Origin of the sequence: Pseudonocardia sp. 73-21 (genome assembly GCF_001899645.1) — a bacterium.
GTDB lineage: Bacteria > Actinomycetota > Actinomycetes > Mycobacteriales > Pseudonocardiaceae > Pseudonocardia.
This window is the reverse complement of sequence record NZ_MKVV01000078.1, coordinates 40,192-58,675: the sequence shown is the minus strand read 5'-3', so window position 1 is coordinate 58,675 and position 18,484 is coordinate 40,192. Positions and strand designations below refer to the sequence as shown.

Genomic DNA, 18,484 nt, shown 5'->3' with positions numbered 1-18,484 from the left:
TCACGCAACGCAGGATCCACTACCGCTCGCGTGCGGGGTCGTCGACCGACCGGTTCGACCGATCACCTCGACCGGCCGTATCCGCTGTCGCCCCAAGAAGGACGCACCTGAGGAAATTCGTCTGATCATCGGATACCTGCTCGAAGCCGGGCCCGGTGAACACGTCGAAATGCTCGATCGGGTAGGACCGCAACTCGCCTAGCCGGGCCGCACGCGCAACGCGCTGAGCGGCACCGACGGGCGCGATTCGATCGTGCTCGCATACCGCGACCAGCAGCGGACAACGAACTCGTGCTGCGTGGTGTGCCGGCCGGTCACGAGCGATCTGCCCGATGATCCGCGCTGGAATCCTGAGCGGTCGGGTGGTCGCGGGCATGATCGAGACGAATCCGGGTTGGGCGTCAGGTGTGGTGAACAGCGCGACAGAACCCGGCGGGCCGGTGAGGTCCACCCGGTGCGGTTCGCGCTGAAACATCCAGTTCATTTCGTCGTGCAGCCAGGCCCACAGAAGCTTGAGCTGGGACGGCAAAGATGTCATCCCGCGGGCCTTTGCGAGAGCGGCTGGGCCATCGACGTAAGGGTTGGTGAGCACCGCGGCGGCAATGTTGCGATCTTCAGCGGCCACGGCGAGCACGTGTCCGCTGCTGAACGACGTGCCCCACACCGCGACGCGCCGAGAGTCGACCGACTGATCTGCGCGAGCAAACGCGACCGCAGCACGGTAGTCGTCGCGTTGGACTTGGATGTCGACGAGGTCTCGCGGTTGCCCGTCGCTGTCACCGAAGTGTCGATAGTCGAACACGAGAGCTGCCACCCCGGCGCGGGCGAATCGGTCGGCGAACCCGGCCAGCTGTGCAGTTCGGATGCCGCCGAAACCGTGGGCCATGACCACACACGGATGGGGCCCGGGACCAGCCGGCCAGAACCACCATGCGGCGCACCGCAGTCCCTGAGACAGGAAGCTAGCTTCGACCACTGGACGTCCGTTCGACATGACAGGCAGCGTGGGGGTTAAGGCCGACATGAAGTCAAGCGAGCCACTCGTGGAGATGACGATCGGTGAGATCGCCCGGCTCTACGACCTGCAGACTCACGTGCTGCGGCACTGGGAAGCCGAAGGCCTCATCGCGCCACAGCGCGACAGCGCAGGACACCGCCGCTTCCAGATCGCCGACCGATATCGGGTCGCCGCGATCATCCGAGCCAAGCAGGCCGGTCTGAGCCTCGACGACATCCGCGCGCTGCTCTCCGCCGGGGACGCATCGTCGCGCAGCGCCGTCCTCAGCCAACGACGTGACGAGCTGCTCGAACGAATTGGTCGGGCTCAGGCTGCCGTGGAACTCATCGAGACCGCGCTCAGCTGCCGTCATGGCGACATCGCCATCTGCCCGAACTTTCGCGGCTACCTCGTCCGCGCTGCGGACACCCCTAGCTGAGCGGGCACCGACACCACGACGTGCAGCGATGCGAGGAGCCAGGTTCCGACATGTGGAGGAGATGGCGTTTGCCCCACCTGCCGCCCTGGTGCCCCTCCACCGTGGCGTCGGTGGCGGCGTGGTTCACGGCACGCAGACCGGGTGGACACGGAGCGACGGGGGCGGAGATCGATACCTCGGTGGACACCGCGTTCATGACGATGCCGGCCGTGGCCCCGACGAGAGCCAACCACTACGCATACGACAAGGACAACGGTGCAGGCAGCAATGGCCAGGTCCATACGCTCGACGATCGCGGCCGGCCGGGCGGCCGCGGAGGTCCTCAGACGGGGCACTACAGGGCAGGTTGGGGCAACCGTCTCTGCGAGGATGTGCTCAGACCTACACTCCGCTCGAGAAACCTGGAGGTGATCGGCTGATGCCGGAGCCGAACCGCTTCCTGCGCGCTGCGCGGGAACGCTGTCCGTCACCAGTCACACCCGGCCAGGGCATGTCCCGCAGCGAGCTGGCCGAGGCCGTGAACGCGTGGCTGTGGGAGTCCACCCACCGACGCTACGACCTCGACGGCCACCACATCGCCAAGTACGAGCGCGGTGTCGTCCGATTCCCGATCAGCCCGTATCGCGCGGCCTTACGGGCCGTCCTCGGTGTGGCATCCGACGCGGAGCTCGGATTCATCGCGTCCCCTCGACGGGCCCCCTCCCCTCCGGCCACCGGTAGGTCAGACTGTCCGTGGAGTGCGGACGGCGTCCTGACCGCCGTCGAGGAGACCGCGAGGAGCGAGGTGCTCAACCGACGCGACGCCCTGCGCTCCGGCGCAGTGGCCGCCGGGATCGGCCTCCTCGGCCCACTGCGCGGCTGGCTTGAACCCATGGACGGGTGGACGGCACGCGCGGGCACCGTGTTGTCCGTCGCCGAGGTCGAGGCGATCGAGCAGGTCGTCGTCGTGTTCTGCGGCTGGCGGTCAGCAGGCTCCGGCCTCGGTCGCACCGCCGTCGTCGGGCAGCTCGCCGACGTCACCGACCGACTCCGATGCACGCCCGACGGGGAACTGACCCAGCGGGTGTACCTGGCGGCAGCCGAGCTCGCGAAGATCGCCGGCTCCATGGCGTTCGACGCCGGATCGCATCGGCTCGCGCAGGAGCACTACCTCCACGCGGTGCAGCTTGCCAAGGCCGCACGCGCCGACTCGTTCGCCGCCGTGGCGATCGCCGCGTTGGCGCGGCAGAGCTACGACGCCGGCGAATCGGCCGACGGACTCGAACTCGTCGAGCTCGCCCAACTCGGAACCCGCCGAACCGGAACACCCGGCCTGCGCGCCATGCTCGCCACCCGTCAGGCCTGGGGCTACGCCCAACAGGGCCATGTCTACGCGTTTCACCGCGCTGTCGACGCCGCGGAGGACGCCTTCGCCGAACAGAGGGCTTCCGACGAGCCACGGTGGCTACGCGGCCTCGACGAAGCGGAGCTGGCCGGAACCATCGGCGCCCGCTTCCGTGACCTGTCGCGCCACGAGCCGGGGCAAGCAGTGCACGCGTTGGGCTACATCGGCCGTGCGCTCGACCACCGCAGCCCGGACCGGCCACGGAATCGCGCGATGGACCTCATCGGCCTCGCCCGCGTCCACCTGCTCATCGGCGAACCGGACCGTGCATGTGAGCTCGTGGCCGACGCGCTGCCCCTGCTCGATCCTCGTCATCCCGGCCGTCTGGCCCGCAAGCTCGGCGATTTCGACCGCGAAGCCGTCCGCTACGCCGACGTGCCCGCCGTCCGTGAGACGCGAACGCGCCTGCGCGACCTCGTCTCCGCCTAGCCTGTCCACTCGACCACCTCAACGAACGGGGAAACCGCCGTGCGGATCGGCATCACCGGACACTCGAACCTCGCCCCGTCGGCCGAGCCCGCCGTCGTCCAAGCGCTCACCGAGGTCCTCGCCGACACGCCCTCACCCCTGGTCGGGGTCAGCTGCCTCGCCCGCGGGGCCGACCAGGTGTTCGCACGTGTGGTGCTTGATCTCGGCGGGCAGGTGGAGGTCGTTCTGCCGGCCGCTGACTACCGGGTGCGGAAGGTCAAGCCCGACAACGCCGTCGCGTTCGAGGAGCTGATCGGACGAGCGAGCACGGTGCGGACGCTGCCGTTCGAGCATTCCGACCGCGATGCGTACATGGCCGCGTCCGAGGCGGTGCTCGGCACCGTCGATCGCATGGTCGCGGTCTGGGACGGTCAACCTTCCGACGGACACGGTGGCACCGGAGACGTCGTGGCCGCGGCCCGCGAGCGCGGCTTGCCGGTCACCGTCGTCTGGCCGACAGGCGCAGCTCGCACCTGATCGGCACAACCGGCGGTCCAGTTCCCGGGCAACGGCAGCTCTGCGATCACCGCACGATCCACATCACGACCATCCGACCGGAGCGGACAGCGCCTGCCAGCAGGACGCACGCCGCCAGCCCCGCCACCGGCACGAGTACCCAGAGCAACCCCTCGGCCACCTCGCCCGTCCGATCGCCCACCGGGTCGATATCGGCGGTCCGCGGGCCGAACCAGCTCTCGAGCTGCGTCGCCGACAGCACGACGGAACGGGGTGGCCGATCCTCGTCCGGTACACGGTAGATCGTGAGGTTCAGCGTGCTGAATGTCGTGCGGCCGGCCCACACCGCCTTGCTCATCGCCACGAGGTCCTCATCCAGGAGAACACGCCCTGAGTCGGCCGGTACGTCGGCGCAGTCGCTCGCGCTGACGTCCAGGGCTCCTGTCGACGCGGTCGGCAGGGTGACCAGGACGCCGTGACACCCCACTGCGGTCACGGCGTCCCGGAGGTCATCGCCCCTTTGCGGCGTGATGATCAGCACGACGCCGCCGAGAAGCATGAACGCGATGCCGGCCCGCACAATGGCTCTCATCCGCCGATGATGGCGGCAGCGGACATGATCCCGACCCGCTGATTCGTCCATGTGGACAACTTTGAAGGAGACGTCCTGCGCTGCAGGTCAGATCGGCGATGATCGCCGCTGCCCGTCACAGACCAGGGCCGCATCGCGGAACGAAGGGCCCCGTGAAGACGGCCGCCGCGGCGACCCATCCCTGGTAGTCATGCCGTGCCTCGCGATGGTGCAGCGTGACGAGGAACCAGGTCCGCGCTACCCGGGCCGTCGGCTCCAGGGTCGTTCTCCGGCAGTGGACGTCGAGGACGTGCCACGGCTGCGCGCGAGCCACGACGGTTCCCTGCGGCCACGAGGAGGAGCGAACAACGGCGTTCCTCTCGATGATCCAGCCGGACATCGGTGTGCCGGGATAGACGGCCGGACCGATCGGGACGGGGACCGCCGACGGCTCCGAGGCCGCGGCGACGCCCGCCGGCGGTGCGGCGACGACGAGCACGGCCAGCAACGGCGCCGCCGCTGCGGTGATGAGGGCTCGGAACATGGTGGTTCTCCTCGTGAGCTCGGGATCAGCGGACGACGGACGCCGCGCCTGGGCAAGGTTCGGGTACTGCGCACGCTCGACCGCCGGTTCGGAGACCCGAGGCGATCGTTCGCCCCACCTCGGTCAGGTCGAACGACTCGCCAGCGAGATGCGATCGGCAGGCCGCGGTGAGGGCATCGACGATCTCGCCCTCACCGAGGAGGCCCGTACCCACGAACCGGCCGAGTCGAGCAGCAGCGGTGAACAGCGTGCTGTTGCGGCGTCCGACGGCAGCGGCGGCGACCCGTCGCTGCTCCGACTGCACGGCCGCCGCCACGTAGGCGGTGTGCGGGCGGGACTCGAACGCGGTCGGGACGACCGGATGGGCTGGTCGCTTCAGCGCCTCGCCGAGCCAGCTCGGCAGCGGGAGGGAGGTCGCAGCCTCGACCAGGCGGTAGCGACCGGCCGGAACGATGGAGCCGGCGCCCACCACGTATCCGCCCCGTGCCCGGGTGTCGACGTGCGGCCCGAGCCGGCCCGCGGTGTTGGAGAACGCTGCATCCGCTGGAGCTCTGAAGTACAGGTGCTGACCGCCTCCGGGCGTAACAACCGTGAACGTCGACCGGGGAATCGACTCCCCCGCCTCACGCGCCAGTCTGCCGAGCGTCTGACGCCCGTGAGGCTCGTCCGACGAGGCGGCGTCGAGGTCGATCACGACGAGTCCGGACGGCCCGGTCGCCACCCCGACGTTGTACGGCGCCCTCGTCCACCAGTCCGTGATCCAGCCCGTATGCCGGGTGGCGAGGTTCTCCCAGCCGCGTACGGCCGGCACCTTGGACCCCACTCGGAGCGGGAAGACGTAGGCGCCACGCTCGGCCATTGCGAGCGCGGCAGTCATCAGGGTCCTCGATCTCAGGTGTCCGTCCACCGCGCCTCCGATCACCGCCGGCGCTGCGGGTGCAGCCCTCGACGAGCCTCGGAACGGCCCTGGTCGGCATCGTGGTCGATATGTGGTCCAACCGGATGACTTCTGTCGAAACGCCCATGGCGGATCACCCGAGCTGGTAGGCCATTGGTCGTCATCGCAGGGGATGGCGGTCACCGCGGTGATCGGCGAACCGCTCATGGACCAACGAACAGGCTGGTCACAGCGGCAGGCCACGGATCGACAACGGAACGACCACGCGCGCGGACATGATCTGGACGACGCCGCAGAAGGAGGAGTGACCGATGACGATGTCCCACCGTCACCTGGCCCTTGCCGTGGCCGCGGTTGCCGTCACGACGCTCGCCGTCGCGTGCACGGCCGGCCGATCCCCGGATCCGGCCGGCCCGACACCCGCACCGGCACCCGCCGCCGACACGGCCGCACTCACCGCCTACGCCGAGTTCTGGCGGGTGACGAGCGAGGCGCTCGCCGCACCCACGTCACGGAACTGGGCACCCGAACTCAACAGGGTCGCCACCGGGCCCGCGCTCGCGACGGTGCTCGGCGATGTCGCGAACTACGCGTCGTTGCCCGCCCACACAGTCGGAACGGTCCGCCGCGACCCCCGCATCGATGAGATCGGGGCGGCACGCATCGTGATCCTCGACTGTGTGGATCTGGGCGACTCCCGGCTGGTGTCCGACAGCACGGGCCAACCGCTCGACGACCTGGCCAACCGCACAGTCCGCTACCGCTACAGGGCGGACGTCGTCCGGACGAACGCCGGTGGGTGGATCGTCGAGCGAACCACCCCTGCACTGGACGAACCGTGCTGACGCGGATGGGGTTCGCGACCGGCATCGTCGCGATGATGCCGCTCCTCGCTGTGCCGTCGAACCCGCACGGCAGATGCGCGGTGGTGGATGGCACCGGCCGGTGCCTCATCGCCGCGGCCGACCCCGGGCGGCCAGGAGGCCCGAAGGATCCCGCCATCCGATCACGTCGGCCGCCCTCCCCCGCCCGCGCAACCCCACCACGCCCGACCCTGGATCCCGTCGCCACTCCGCTCCTCGCCGGTGCTCTCGCGGGCGGAGCAGCCGGACGGGTTCCCGCACCCGCGAATCCTCCGGCCGCGGCGGCCCCCGTCCCTGCAGCGGTCCTCGCCCAGCGCGCGGTCTCCCAGCTCACCCTGCGGCCGCCGTCCATCGAGCTGTCCGCCGGACGGGGAGCGTTCGTCGGGGTCCCGCTCTGGTTGTGGATCGATCGCGGCGCGCAGACGAGCGGACCGACGAGCGCCGTCGCGACCGCAGGGAACGCACGGGTGCAGGCGACCGGTCGGCTCCTCGCCGTCGAGTGGGAACTGGGTCCTCCCGGCGCCCGGGTGACGTGTTCAGGGCCGGGGACGCCGTGGCGCGGCCAGTCCGGCGCCTCCCCCGACTGCGGGTACGTCTACCGGGAACGATCACTTCCGGAACGCACCGGTGGAACGGCCCGATGGACGATCACAGCGACCAGCGTCTGGCAGGTCGGGTGGAACGGTGTCACCGACGGTGGCCCGGTCGCCGGGCAGGAGACGTTGAGGCTGTCGTCGACAGCCACCCTCGCCGTCGGCGAGGTCCAGGTTCTCGTTGGCGGAGGTAGCTGATGGCCCTCACGACCGTGCCACCCCCGACGACCAACGGGGTGCAGCCTCCGCCGGTCCTGCGACGACGCCAACCGTCGAGGCTGTTCCTGCTCGGTGTCGTCCTCGCCGTGGCCGGTGGGCTGGCGGGGGTCTACGTCTACCTCTCAGCCGACGACCGGACGGCGGTGGTCGGCGTGATGCGTGCGGTGCCGTACGGGCAGAGAGTCGTGGAAGCGGATCTTCGGGAGGTCCGGTTGCCGGCCGACTCCGGGCTGGCCACCGTCGCGTGGACCGATGTCCGGACCGTTCTGGGGCAGGTCGCTTCGACCGATCTCCGTCCAGGTCAGACGCTCACCCGCGACGCCGTCGGAGCCCAACCCGTTCCCGGGGCTGGGGAGGCCGTGGTCGGGATGTCGGTGGAGGCCGGGCAGCTGCCGGTCATGCCGCTCGACGTTCGGGACGAGGTGCTCGTCATCGATGGGAAGGACCCCGTGGCTCCCTCGGTACGGGCCGTCGTCCTCGGCGCCGGTGCGACCGACGTGTCGGGCCACCGCACCGTGGACCTGCTCGTGTCCGAGGGCGTCGCGGCCCAGGTCGCGCGTTCGGCGGCCAGTGGCGACGCCGTCCTCGTCCTCGTGGCCCGGAGGTGACGCATGCTGATCAGCTTCGTCTCCGCCAAAGGGAGCCCCGGCGTCACGACCTCGGTGCTGGCGCTGGCGTCGGTGTGGCCGCGCACGGCCGTCGTGGTCGAGGCCGATCCTGCCGGCGGTGACGTCGCAGCGGGACTCGGTCGAGGTGCCTGGCCGGCCGGCGCCGGTCTGACCGACCTCGTGGTCGACACCCGCGCCTGCGGCGCCGACGACGCCCTCCGCCGGCGCGCCGTCCGACTAGCGCCCCACTGTCCGCTCGCCCTGGCCGGACTCGGTGCACCTCAGCAGGCCGCTGTGGTGCCGTGGGAGCGGCTCGGCAACGAGTTCCGACGCATCACCGACGCCGACGTCCTCGTCGACTGCGGGCGCTTCTCCCCCTCCGACGGCACCGCCGCCCTGGTGGCCAGCAGCGACGGGGTGGTGGTGGTCAGCGGGTCGTCGTTGCGGTCCGTGCGAGCCACCGCCCGGCTGGTGCCGCTCCTGGATGACCGCGGCGGCCATCGCGGGCTCGTGGTGGTCCGGCCGGATCGCCCCTATGACGCCGTCGAGATCGCGGAGAGCTGCGGCGCTCCGCTGCTCGGCACCCTGCCCGATGACGCTCGGGCAGCCGGGGTCTGGAGCGACGGTCACGCGGCCGGGCGCTGGTTCGTCCGGTCCGCACTGCAGCGCACCGCGGCGGCCCTCGCCCACGTGCTGATCTCGGGACCCCCTGCCGCCCGGGGTGCCGCGTCATGACCGCCACCGTCCCGGACAGCCGGTCCGTTTCGGAGATCACCCAGCGCATCAGGCATTCCGTCCTGCAGCGCCTGCAGGAGCATCCCGGCCGCGACCGGCTGAGCACCGGCGATCAACGTCAATTGATCCGTTCCTGGATCGAGGACGAACTCGCGCAGGAAGCACGGCGGCGAGTGAGTGCAGGGCAGTCCCAGCTGGACCGGAGCACCGAGACCCACATCGTGCAGTCCATCGACCGGGCGATGTGGGGACTGGGCCACCTCCAGGCTCTACTCGACCTGCCCGACGTCGAGGACATCCACATTGTGGGGTGCGACCGCCCGCTGCTGCGGCTCAGCGACGGGTCGATCCGGACGGCCCAGAACGCCGTCGTCGACTCGGACGACGAGCTCGTGCAGCAGATCCAGTACATCGCCGCTCATCACGGCGCGACAGAGCGGGCGTTCTCCCCGGCGCAGCCGTGCCTGAACATGCAGTTGCCGGACGGTTCCCGGCTCGCCGCGATGCGCGACGTGGTCGCACGACCGACCGTCACCATCCGGCGGCACGGTCTCGTCGACATCGATCTCGCCGGGCTCGTCCGGCTCGGGACAGTGTCGGAGCAGATGGCGACCTTCCTGCGCGGGCTGGTGAAGGGTCGCCGGAACGTCCTCGTGACGGGTATGCCGGCGGCCGGTAAGACGACGGTGCTGCGGGCGCTGGCCCGGGAGATACCCCGCGACGAACGGGTCGCCACGCTGGAGACCGAGTTCGAGCTCGGCCTGCACCGCCTGCCGTCGGCGTCACCGATGCTGCTGGCACTGGAGTGCCGGCCGGGATCCACCGAGGTCGATCCGGCCACCGGACGCCACGCCGGGGAGGTGTCGCTCGCTGATCTGCTCCACCAGACGCTGCGGATGTCTGTGACCCGGGTGATCGTCGGCGAGGTCCGCGGGGACGAGGCTCTCCCGATGCTGGAGGCGATGAACGCCGGCATGCCGGGATCGATGTGCACGCTGCACGCCGGATCCGCCGCCGACGCGTTCGAGCGGTTGATCACCGCGGCGCTCAAGGCCGCCGGGCGGGGCTGGTCGGACTCCTTCGTCACCCGTCTCGCCGCTCAGGGCATCGACTACGTCGTGCACCTGCGGCACTTGACCAACCCGGCCATCGGCGGCCGCCTGCGCTTCGTGTCCGAGATCGCCGAGGTCACCGACGTGAACGAGGTGGGTGCGGTCGCGATGAACCGGATCTTCGCTCCGGCCGACGGAACGGGTGACCCCCGCGGGGTCTTCCAGATGGCGCCCCAGGTCCGGTGGCCGTTCGACGAGGCGGGGGTCGATCTCGGCTTCCTGACACCGCCCGCACGAACGGGGTGGTCGAGGTGACGTGGCCGGCCTGGTTGGCCGCTGTTGCCGGCGGCGCTTTCGCTCTCGGTCCCCTGCTCATCGTGGCGGGGCTGCGCCGGGCCTCGGACGCCCCCGCCGTGGTTCGACCACCGGTGACGTGGCGACGCCGCTTGGCGGCGCTGCAGCGGTCGGCCCGTGTCGATGGTGCCGGCCGGTCGGGCCACCGCAGACGGACCGCCGCATGGATGTCGGCCGGCCTCGCCTTATGGATCGTCACCGGTTGGCCGGCCGCCGGCATCGCGGTGTCCGTGGTCGGGGTGTGGATGCCCTGGCTGCTCGGCTCGGCACGCGTCGCCCAACAGCAGATCGACCGGCTCGAGTCGCTGGAGTCCTGGTGCCGGCGGATGGCCGACACGCTGGCCGGCGGTGGCGCGATCGGCCTCACCCAGGCGGTGAACGCGACCGTCGAGACGGCCGACGACCTCGTCGCCGCGCCGGTGGCCGCGCTGGCCCGCCGGCTCCGGACCGGGACGGATCCGGCGTCCGCGGTCAGGTCGTTCGCCGATGCGATCGACGACCGCGTCGGCGACACGGTGGCCGCGGCGCTGCTGCTCGCCCTGCACCAGCAGAGCAACGGCATCGCCCGGGTGCTGCGACAGCTGGCCGAGGGCGTCGCCCGTGACGTCCGTGCCCGGCGCGACATCGAAGCGGAGCGCGCGGAGTCGCGGCAGTCCATCCGGATGCTCCTGATCATCCAAGCTGGGGTGCTGGTGCTCCTCGCCCTCGTACCCGGGTTCGCGGCACCGTACGGGACGCCAGTGGGCCAGATCGTCATGGCGGTTCTGCTCTCCGGGACGATCGCGCTGATGGTCTGGATGCGCCGGTTGGCCCTGGGCCGCCGCTCCCCACGGTTCCTCGTCGCCAAGCCGGAGCCGACATGAATCCGGCGCTGGTGCTGATGCTGCTGGCCGGGGGAACCGCCGGAGCGGGGCTCGCACTGATGCTCGCGGGCAGCAGCCGTGGCCATCCGTCGCTCCGCGACGCGCTCGCCGCACTCGACGAGCGCACCCCGACGCTGGTCGCCGCGCAGCAGGATGGGCCGTGGCGGCAGCGGTTGGCGCTCGACGTCCTGCGACGTCTACCCGGGACCGTGCCCGATGCCGATCTCGACGTGCTCGGGATCAGCCGCGACCGTTTCCTCCTCGCCAGAGCCGCCGCCTGCCTGACGTATGCCGCGGGCGGACCGGTTCTGGCCGCCACCCTCGCCGTGCTCGACGCAGGACTCGGTGTCGTGGTCCCCGGAGCGTTCACTGTCGTCGGCGCGGTAGCCGGATGGACGAGCCACACCAGGCGAACCACCGCGCGCGCCGACGCCGCGCGGGTCGAGATGCGCTTCGCCGTCGTTTCCTACCTCCAGCAGGTCAGTCTGTTGCGACGTGGCGGCGCCGGCGTCGCCACCGCGTTGGTGCTGCCGGCCAAGCTGCTCGACGACAGCTGGGCCATGCGCCGGATCCGCGACGAGCTGGAGATGGCGGAGCGTTCCGGGCAGATGCCATGGGAGGGACTGCGGCGGTTCGGCGAGCGTATCCAGCTCGATGAGCTCACCGACCTTTCCTCCATCGCGGCGACGGCCGGGCAGGATGGCGGAGCGGTCGTCGACACCCTGCTGGCGCGAGCGGAGAGCCTGCGCGACCAACTCCTGGCCGACGAGCACGCCGACGCGAACCGGGCGAGCGGCCAGATGAGCACACCCGGGGCGTTGCAGGTCTTCCTGATCGCCGCGTGGGTGCTCTTCCCGGCCGGCGTCGCCCTCCTGACCACCTGATCGACCCACCACGAAGGGGAAAGACATGCACAGGTTCAGCACCACCATCACGACCTGGACGGTCTCGGCGATCGCCTGGCTGACCGGCCGGTTGGAACCGGTCGACGAACGGGGCGGCGGACGCAACACCGACGAGGGCTTCCACATCTCGGGCGGTGCGGTGGTTGCGGGCGCGATCGTCGCCGGCGTCGGGGCCTTCGTCGCCAAGAAGCTCGGCGCCCTCGACTGATCCGGAGCGGTCATGCACCCGATCTCGACGGACGAACGCGGGGGCGCCACGAGCGTCGAGATGGCCCTGCTCTGGTTGGGCATGCTGACGCTCATCCTCGCGGTCGTGCAGGTCTCGCTCGCCTTCTACGGCGGGCAGCTGGCACTGACGGCCGCCGAGGACGGCCTCCGGACGGGCCGCACCTACCCGGTGTCCTCGACGGTGGCGGCGCAGAACGGCGCCGAGTCGTTCCTCCGCCGTGCCGCCGGCTCCACGTTCTCGGCCCGGTCGGTGGAGGCCGAGATCCTGGACGGCGGTACGACGATGCGCGTCACCGTCGCGGGCGAGGCCCTCTCGCTCGTGCCCGGGGTCCCGATCCGCATCTCCCGGTCGGCAGCGGGTGCCATCGAGCAGGTCCGGCCATGAGCCCGTGGCGGTCGCCTGCGGTCGTCGACGAGCGGGGCGGTTCGCCGTCGGTGGAGGCCGCGCTGCTTGCCGTGGTGATCGGGATGCTCCTCGTTCTCGGTGTGGCGGGAGGTCGCATGGTCGCGGCCGAGTCCGCGACCGATCACGCCGCCCGCGCAGCGGCCCGGGCCGCGTCGATCGAGCGGTCCGCCACCGCCGCCGAGGCCCGAGCGCGCGAGATCGCCCGGGCGGTTCTGGACGAGAGGGCGCTGCGCTGCGACGTGCTCGACGTCGATGTCGACGTCAGCCAGTTCGCCCGCCCGCTCGGTGCGCCCGCGTCGGTGCGGGCGGAGGTCCGATGTGCGGTGCGGTGGTCCGATCTGGGGCTGCCCGGTGCCCCCGGCACGCGCGATGTCGACGCCGCCTTCGTCAGCCCGATCGACCAGTTGAGGGAGCGGCAGTGATCATCGATGAACGCGGCGGCGGAGCGGTCAGCGTGCCGATGGCGATCGCGGTCCTGGCACTCATCGCGGTGCTCGGCCTCACGGTCGACGGCGTGCGCGCGGCGCAGGGTGTGGCTCGCGCGGATGCGGTCGCCGAGGAGGCGGCGCGGGCCGCGGGCCAGGCACTCGAGGCCGGGGAGCTGTCCCGCGGCGTCGCCGCCGTGGATCCGGCGCCCGCCGGAGCCGCAGCACGGCAGTACCTGACCGACGCCGGCGCCGAGGGAACCGTGTCGTTCCCGGCCGGCGACGTCGTGCGCGTCGAGGTGACGTTACGCCGCCCGACCATCCTGCTGGGCATCGTCGGACGGGACGAGCTCGTGAGCCACGGGTCGGCGGAGGCCCGGCTCGTCCCGACAGATCCCGCGGGAGGCGCCGGATGAGAGCCCTGCGATACCTCGTCCGCCGGCTGCTCGCCGGTCTCGTCCTCGCTGCTGTCGTCACCGGGCCTCCTGTGGCGCTGTGGCTGGTCGGGCCGGCATTCCTGCCGGATCGGCTCCCGACCGGTGCGGATCTGTTCGGCGCGCTGCTGCGTCCGGACGACGGCCGGGTGCTCCTCGGGCTGCTCGTCGTCGTCGGGGTCGGGGCGTGGCTGATCCTCGCCGGCTCCATCCTCATCGAGCTGGCAGCCGTCGCGCTGCGGCGGCCGGCACCGAGGATCGGCCTACCCGGGTTCGGGTGGGGCCGGTCGGTCGCGGCGGCGCTCATCGCGACGACCATCGGCGCTGGAGCGAGCCCGGCGATCGCCGCGCCGCTGGCCGCAGTCGCCATCGTCCGGACGGAGCCGGTCGCGCTGCCCGACGCGTCCGCGCGCCACGCTGAGGTTCAACCCGCGGCCGACACCTACACCGTGAAACCGCGGGACACGCTGTGGCGGATCGCCGAGCATGAGCTCGGCGATCCGCTGCGATGGCGCGAGATCTACGAGCTCAACGCCGGACGCCCTCAGGCCGACGGCGCCCGGCTGACCGAGGCATCGATGCTCCGCACGGGTTGGCGTCTCCAGCTCCCGACCCGGTCGACCGCCGATGTCGTCACCGTCGGCCAGGGCGAGTCCCTCACCCGGATCGCCGCCGACCGGCTCGGCGATCCGGCCCGGGCCACGGAGATCTTCAACGAGAACCGCGGCCGCGTGCAGGCCGACGGCGGCCGGTTGACCGATCCCGACCTCCTGCAACCCGGTTGGCGCCTGGACCTTCCCGTGCCATCGGCGGCCCCCGCACCGCCACCACGTCCGCCCCAGGAACCGACGAGTCCAGCACCCACTTCCTCGGCATCGCCAGTGGCACCGCGCACCGACGCCGCCCCGGAACCCGGCACGTCCGTCGACGAGCCCTCGTCTGCCCTCCCGACGGCGTTGTGGTTCTCGCCCCTCGTCGTCGCCGGGATCGTGGGCGCCCTCGGAGTACGCCGTCGACTGCAACGTCGCCGCCGTCGGCCCCACCACCGCATCGCAGTCCCGCCGGACGAGGCAGGGCGGCTGGAATGGCTCGCCACCTCCGCACCGGCTGCAGTGGACAGCGCGCTCCTCGACGCAGCCCTGCGCGGACTCGTCCTCACCGACTGGTCCGGCGTCGCTCCTCCGGACCTCACCACCGTTCGCCTGGACCCAGGGCGGGCTGTGCTCACGCTGGCCGACCGGGCGCCGATGCCACCCCCGTTCACCGAGGTCGACGACGGTCACGTGTGGCAGCTCGAGGCGAGTGCCGATCTCCCGCTGGGTCGCGACGAGGCCGGCGGACATTGCGCGCCCTACCCGACCCTGGTGTCGGTCGCTCGCGACGACGACCGGGTGCTGCTGATCGACCTGGAGCAGTGGGGCTCCACCGTCGTGCTCGGACCGGCGGTCCGAACGACAGAGCTGCTCCGGCACATGGCCGCCGAGCTGGCCAACAGTCGCGGGGCCCAGGACGTCGAGGTCGTGATGGCAGGTTTCGGCTCCGAGCTCGTCCCGCTCAATCCCGAGCGGCTTCGGCAGGCGAAGGACCTCGGCTCGGCCCTCGACACCCTGCGAGCGGCGGTGGCCGGGGCCACCGCCAACGTCGATCGGCTACCCGTGGACGGCGTGCTCGACGGGCGTCTCCGCGATGTGGCCGCCGACGCCTGGCTACCCGTGCTCCTTCTGGCCGCCGGCCCGTTCAGCGACAACGAGCAGGAGCAACTCCGCCAGGTACGGGAGCAGCTGGCTCACGCACCGCGCGTCGCGGCGGCCGTCGTGGTTACCGGTACCGACGTCGACGCCGGAGACCCGTGGATACACATCGACGACCTCGGGCGGCTCACCACCCAGCACCTGGACGACGGCCCGTGGAAGGCCGAGCAGATGACCGCCGACACGGGCGCCGGCATCGCGGAGATCCTCGGTTCCACCGACGCACCCGACATCCCCGCACGGGCCGCGGCCGAGGATGCGCCGTGGGCCCCCGACATGGCCGAGGACGGATCGCTCCTCCCGTCGGCACCGCCTGTGGTGCCCCTCCCGCGCGTAGCGGAGGAACCGCCACCGGTCGTCACCGATCCGGATGCGCTGCGGCGACTGGAGATCGTCAACCACCAGGATCCCGACCTCGACGGCGACCTCAACCTGTGGAGATCGGACTCTGACCCGGTCGTGCCGATGATCGGAATCCTCGGCGAACCGACCGTCCGCACACCGGGGCAGCTACCCTCCGCCCGCCCGAGCTGGTTCACCGAGGTCCTGATCTACCTCGCCCTACATGCCGGAGGCATCACCATCCCGAAGGCCACCGCGGACCTGTGGCCCGACGGCCGTTCCCCCAGCGCCGCCACCGTCCGCCACGCGTTCTACGGTGCGCGGCGCTGGGCCGGCCGCGGCCTGCACGGTGACCCGGCCGCACCCTTCGTCAGCGACATGCAGACCGACGATCGCTACCGCCTCCACGGGCACCTGCTGGACTGGGACCTGTTCCGCCGCCTCCGGAAACGTGCCCAGGCCCGCCACGCCGCCGGACATCCCGGAGCCGTGCAGGACTACGAGACCGCGCTCGAACTGCTGCGCGGACCGGTACTGAGCCAACTGCGGCCCGACGGCTATGCCTGGCTCAACAACCATGACCAGCGGCACGACCTGCAGATCCCCGGTTTCGTCGTCGACACCGCCCACGAACTCGTAGACATCGCCCTGGCCGCCGGTGACACCGCCCTGGCCCGGCGCGCCGCCGAAGCGGCCCGCGCGGTCGACATCGACGCTGGGTTCGACCAACCGCTGGTCGATCTCATGCGGGTGGCTCATGCCGAGGGCAACCCGGCCGAGATGGAGCAGTACGCCACGATCCTGCTCGACGCCCGCGAGTTCGACGTCCCCGAGGAACTCCCGCCCGACACCTTCGCGGTCGTCAACGAGCTCCTCCCGGCCGGGCCCCGGCGCCGATCGTCATGACAGCGGATCCGGCGTTCCTGGCTGTGGCCTGCTCGTTGGGCATGACGCCGGTGGTGCTGCTGCTCGCCGAGCGCACCACGCACCGGCGACGCCGCCCGGGACTCGGCGAGACGGCCGCGGCCGCGTCACTGGTGGGCTTCCTGATCACCACCGCGGCCGCGGGGCGCAGCGCGGCCGAAGCCGCGGCCCTGGCCTCCGTTCTCGCGATCGCGCTGGCGGCGGCGACCGTCGACACGCTGGAGGGGCGGCTGCCCGACGATCTGACCGCCGGGCTCGCCGTCGGGGCCACGCTCGCGGTGCTGGGGCACTCTGCGGTGGTGGGCGACATCGGCCCTGTGCTCCGCGCGTCCGTGGCGGCCGGCGCACTGCTGGCCGGGTGTCTGGTGCTGAAGATCGCCGCCGACGACGCGATCGGCTGGGGCGACGTCAAGTTCGCCCCTACCCTGGCCGCAATCGTCGCGGCCTGGCGTCCGGAGGGTCTCCTGGTCGGAGCCATCGTCGCCGTCCTCCTGGTCGGGATGACGGCGGTCGGTGTCGCAGCAGTCGAGCGGACCCGCCGTACCCACGTCCCCTACGGTCCGGCGCTCCTGGCCGGTGCCGTCGCCGGTCTCGCGGTGGTCTGACGCCCGACCCCGCAGAGGAATCGTCCCTGCTGCGGCGGGGACGGCCGATCATGTGCGGCACCCGTCGGTGGCGCAGGCGTCGGGGGCCGGTCGACCAGCGGAGCGTCCAGATCGACACCGGCGAACCGGCCGTGGATCGCCGCATCCGTCCGCCGGTCGGTGCCCCGCAGATGGCGAGCGACCGCCTGGTCACGAAGCCGGCCCGGGTCGAGGCCCTCGACGAACGCGGCGAGATCCACCCGGTCCTTGATCCCGGTCGGGTGTGGCTTCTGCGCGATCGCCCACGCGGCGAGCTCACCGACCGGCTGGGTCAGTATGTGTTGTCGGACAGCGTCGGCGAGGTGATGACCCGTCACCTCCGCCCCGACCGCTCCTATACCCGGCACGTGCCCGATCACGGCCCAGGTCGAGCGGCCGAGCGAGGCGAGCGAGACCACGTCGGCCCGTCGCTCACCGGTCTTCAGCAGGTCAGAGACCTTGTCGAAGGTTGCGGCGTCGAGCGGTCGCGGCAAAGGCCCGGGCTCACCATGGGTGCCCATCGCGGCACGCAATGCCGCATTCCCTCCGGCGACATCACGCGACGCGTCAGCGCTGCCTCGGCGATCACCACGCTGCCAGGCCGCGCGGCGGCGGGCCAGACCGTCGGCGATGAACGTCGCGATGTGCGCGAGCTGGTACATCTCGTAGCTCGGGATCGCCATGAGGGGGTAGTCAGGAATCGTCATGTATTCACTCCGCCGCTCGTGTGGGTCGTGCCGACCGCACGGGAAGAGCAGGCGTGGAGGAGGCCGTCGACTTCGGCGATCGCGCTACCCGGCGCCGCGACCGCGCGGCAGGGAATACCGCCGCCGCCTGCTCCAGAGCTGCCTGTCGCCGGAACGACATCTCCGCGGAGGCGAACGCCGTCGGGGCGAGCGACGCTGCCTCCCGGAACACCGTGGCGACCGAGCCGTACGCACCCAGATCGCGCATCTGGAGAACGACACGCCCGACCTGCAGCCGCAGGTAACTGAGCTGGCCCGGGACACGGACCAGGACGCCGCTGGCAGGTGGCGAACCGAAGGCGTTGACCACCACACCCGGCTCGTGCATTCCCCGAACCGGCGCGACGATGTCCGGAGCAACCTCTCGGGGCAGCCGGCGGGCCTCCGGAGCCAGGTCGAAGCACGCGTTGAGGAACTTCGCGACCGTCGCCGGATCGTGCATGTAGATCAAGGTGCTCCCGATGCGTACCGACACGGCCGCGTCATCGGTCAGCGGCAGGTGTACGCCTGCCGAGACGTCCTGGCTCCCGACCAACGTGACGACGACGCCGATCGACTGCTGCGGGCGCTCCTGCCACATCCCCGCACCTCCACGCTCGACGGCCGTCACTCGCACGACGATCACCGCAGCCATGGACGTCCACGTGGTCAGCGCT

The 18,484-nt window shown here is 71.4% G+C and carries 21 protein-coding genes; 15 read left to right on the top strand and 6 right to left on the bottom strand.

The genetic code is table 11. The annotated features are described in order from the left end of the window. Window positions 1–19: 19 nt before the first annotated feature. Complete coding sequence (locus BGP03_RS24450; protein ID WP_298799437.1) at window positions 20–994, bottom strand: alpha/beta fold hydrolase; 975 nt, start codon at window positions 992–994, stop codon at window positions 20–22. A gap of 55 nt (window positions 995–1,049) precedes the next feature. Here BGP03_RS24450 and BGP03_RS24445 point away from each other — a divergent pair, with 55 nt between their 5' ends. The 3 genes from BGP03_RS24445 (at window position 1,050) to BGP03_RS24435 (ending at window position 3,765) form a co-directional block, all read left to right on the top strand. Further along, window positions 1,050–1,436: a MerR family transcriptional regulator gene (locus tag BGP03_RS24445; protein WP_296377717.1), complete on the top strand. Its 387-nt coding sequence runs from the start codon at window positions 1,050–1,052 to the stop codon at window positions 1,434–1,436. A gap of 820 nt (window positions 1,437–2,256) precedes the next feature. Beyond that, window positions 2,257–3,249, top strand: coding sequence for a hypothetical protein (locus BGP03_RS24440; protein WP_296377697.1), 993 nt, complete (start codon window positions 2,257–2,259; stop codon window positions 3,247–3,249). Between the two features lie 192 nt (window positions 3,250–3,441). Beyond that, a complete protein-coding gene (locus tag BGP03_RS24435; protein WP_299737632.1) occupies window positions 3,442–3,765 on the top strand; it encodes a hypothetical protein in 324 nt (107 codons plus the stop codon). A 46-nt stretch (window positions 3,766–3,811) separates the two neighbouring features. Here BGP03_RS24435 and BGP03_RS24430 read toward each other — a convergent pair whose 3' ends face one another. From BGP03_RS24430 to BGP03_RS24420, 3 genes are all read right to left on the bottom strand, one after another. Continuing rightward, window positions 3,812–4,387, bottom strand: coding sequence for a hypothetical protein (locus BGP03_RS24430; protein WP_296377695.1), 576 nt, complete (start codon window positions 4,385–4,387; stop codon window positions 3,812–3,814). 64 nt (window positions 4,388–4,451) lie between these two features. Continuing rightward, window positions 4,452–4,859: a hypothetical protein gene (locus tag BGP03_RS24425; RefSeq protein WP_296377694.1), complete on the bottom strand. Its 408-nt coding sequence runs from the start codon at window positions 4,857–4,859 to the stop codon at window positions 4,452–4,454. Between the two features lie 25 nt (window positions 4,860–4,884). Then, complete coding sequence (locus BGP03_RS24420) at window positions 4,885–5,736, bottom strand: bifunctional DNA primase/polymerase (protein WP_296377693.1); 852 nt, start codon at window positions 5,734–5,736, stop codon at window positions 4,885–4,887. 332 nt (window positions 5,737–6,068) lie between these two features. Here BGP03_RS24420 and BGP03_RS24415 point away from each other — a divergent pair, with 332 nt between their 5' ends. The 12 genes from BGP03_RS24415 to BGP03_RS24360 all read left to right on the top strand — a co-directional run bounded on the left by BGP03_RS24415 (window position 6,069) and on the right by BGP03_RS24360 (window position 17,064). Beyond that, a complete protein-coding gene (locus tag BGP03_RS24415; protein WP_296377692.1) occupies window positions 6,069–6,602 on the top strand; it encodes a hypothetical protein in 534 nt (177 codons plus the stop codon). An 808-nt stretch (window positions 6,603–7,410) separates the two neighbouring features. Next, entirely contained in the window at window positions 7,411–8,040 is a 630-nt protein-coding gene (locus BGP03_RS24410; protein ID WP_296377691.1) for an SAF domain-containing protein, read from the top strand. A 3-nt stretch (window positions 8,041–8,043) separates the two neighbouring features. Next, window positions 8,044–8,775, top strand: coding sequence for a hypothetical protein (locus BGP03_RS24405; protein ID WP_296377690.1), 732 nt, complete (start codon window positions 8,044–8,046; stop codon window positions 8,773–8,775). Next, window positions 8,772–10,142: a CpaF/VirB11 family protein gene (locus BGP03_RS24400; protein ID WP_296377689.1), complete on the top strand. Its 1,371-nt coding sequence runs from the start codon at window positions 8,772–8,774 to the stop codon at window positions 10,140–10,142. Before BGP03_RS24405 ends, BGP03_RS24400 begins: the two co-directional genes overlap by 4 nt. A 206-nt stretch (window positions 10,143–10,348) precedes the next feature. Next, on the top strand, window positions 10,349–11,044 hold the full coding sequence (locus BGP03_RS24395; protein ID WP_296377688.1) for a type II secretion system F family protein: 696 nt from the start codon (window positions 10,349–10,351) through the stop codon (window positions 11,042–11,044). Then, window positions 11,041–11,928, top strand: a complete 888-nt coding sequence (locus BGP03_RS24390; protein ID WP_296377687.1) for a type II secretion system F family protein — start codon at window positions 11,041–11,043, stop codon at window positions 11,926–11,928. The genes BGP03_RS24395 and BGP03_RS24390 overlap by 4 nt, the downstream gene beginning before the upstream one ends. Before the next feature lie 25 nt (window positions 11,929–11,953). Next, window positions 11,954–12,157: a hypothetical protein gene (locus tag BGP03_RS24385; protein WP_296377686.1), complete on the top strand. Its 204-nt coding sequence runs from the start codon at window positions 11,954–11,956 to the stop codon at window positions 12,155–12,157. A gap of 12 nt (window positions 12,158–12,169) precedes the next feature. After that, window positions 12,170–12,562 carry a TadE family protein gene (locus tag BGP03_RS24380; RefSeq protein ID WP_296377685.1) on the top strand — a complete coding sequence of 131 codons (393 nt, stop codon included), beginning with the start codon at window positions 12,170–12,172 and terminating at the stop codon, window positions 12,560–12,562. Further along, window positions 12,559–13,005 (top strand): TadE/TadG family type IV pilus assembly protein, encoded by a 447-nt coding sequence (locus tag BGP03_RS24375; RefSeq protein WP_296377684.1) that lies wholly within the window; start codon window positions 12,559–12,561, stop codon window positions 13,003–13,005. Before BGP03_RS24380 ends, BGP03_RS24375 begins: the two co-directional genes overlap by 4 nt. Next, on the top strand, window positions 13,002–13,424 hold the full coding sequence (locus BGP03_RS24370) for a hypothetical protein (protein ID WP_296377683.1): 423 nt from the start codon (window positions 13,002–13,004) through the stop codon (window positions 13,422–13,424). Before BGP03_RS24375 ends, BGP03_RS24370 begins: the two co-directional genes overlap by 4 nt. Continuing rightward, on the top strand, window positions 13,421–16,441 hold the full coding sequence (locus BGP03_RS24365) for a LysM peptidoglycan-binding domain-containing protein (RefSeq protein WP_298799434.1): 3,021 nt from the start codon (window positions 13,421–13,423) through the stop codon (window positions 16,439–16,441). The genes BGP03_RS24370 and BGP03_RS24365 overlap by 4 nt, the downstream gene beginning before the upstream one ends. Next, window positions 16,438–17,064 (top strand): prepilin peptidase, encoded by a 627-nt coding sequence (locus BGP03_RS24360; RefSeq protein WP_296377681.1) that lies wholly within the window; start codon window positions 16,438–16,440, stop codon window positions 17,062–17,064. The genes BGP03_RS24365 and BGP03_RS24360 overlap by 4 nt, the downstream gene beginning before the upstream one ends. Here BGP03_RS24360 and BGP03_RS24355 read toward each other — a convergent pair. Together BGP03_RS24355 and BGP03_RS24350 are read right to left on the bottom strand one after the other, a co-directional pair. Continuing rightward, window positions 17,013–17,789, bottom strand: coding sequence for a hypothetical protein (locus BGP03_RS24355; RefSeq protein WP_296377680.1), 777 nt, complete (start codon window positions 17,787–17,789; stop codon window positions 17,013–17,015). The two genes, BGP03_RS24360 and BGP03_RS24355, sit on opposite strands and share 52 nt — an antisense overlap. Window positions 17,790–17,793: 4 nt before the next feature. Continuing rightward, on the bottom strand, window positions 17,794–18,438 hold the full coding sequence (locus BGP03_RS24350) for a hypothetical protein (protein WP_296377679.1): 645 nt from the start codon (window positions 18,436–18,438) through the stop codon (window positions 17,794–17,796). Between the last annotated feature and the right edge of the window lie 46 nt (window positions 18,439–18,484).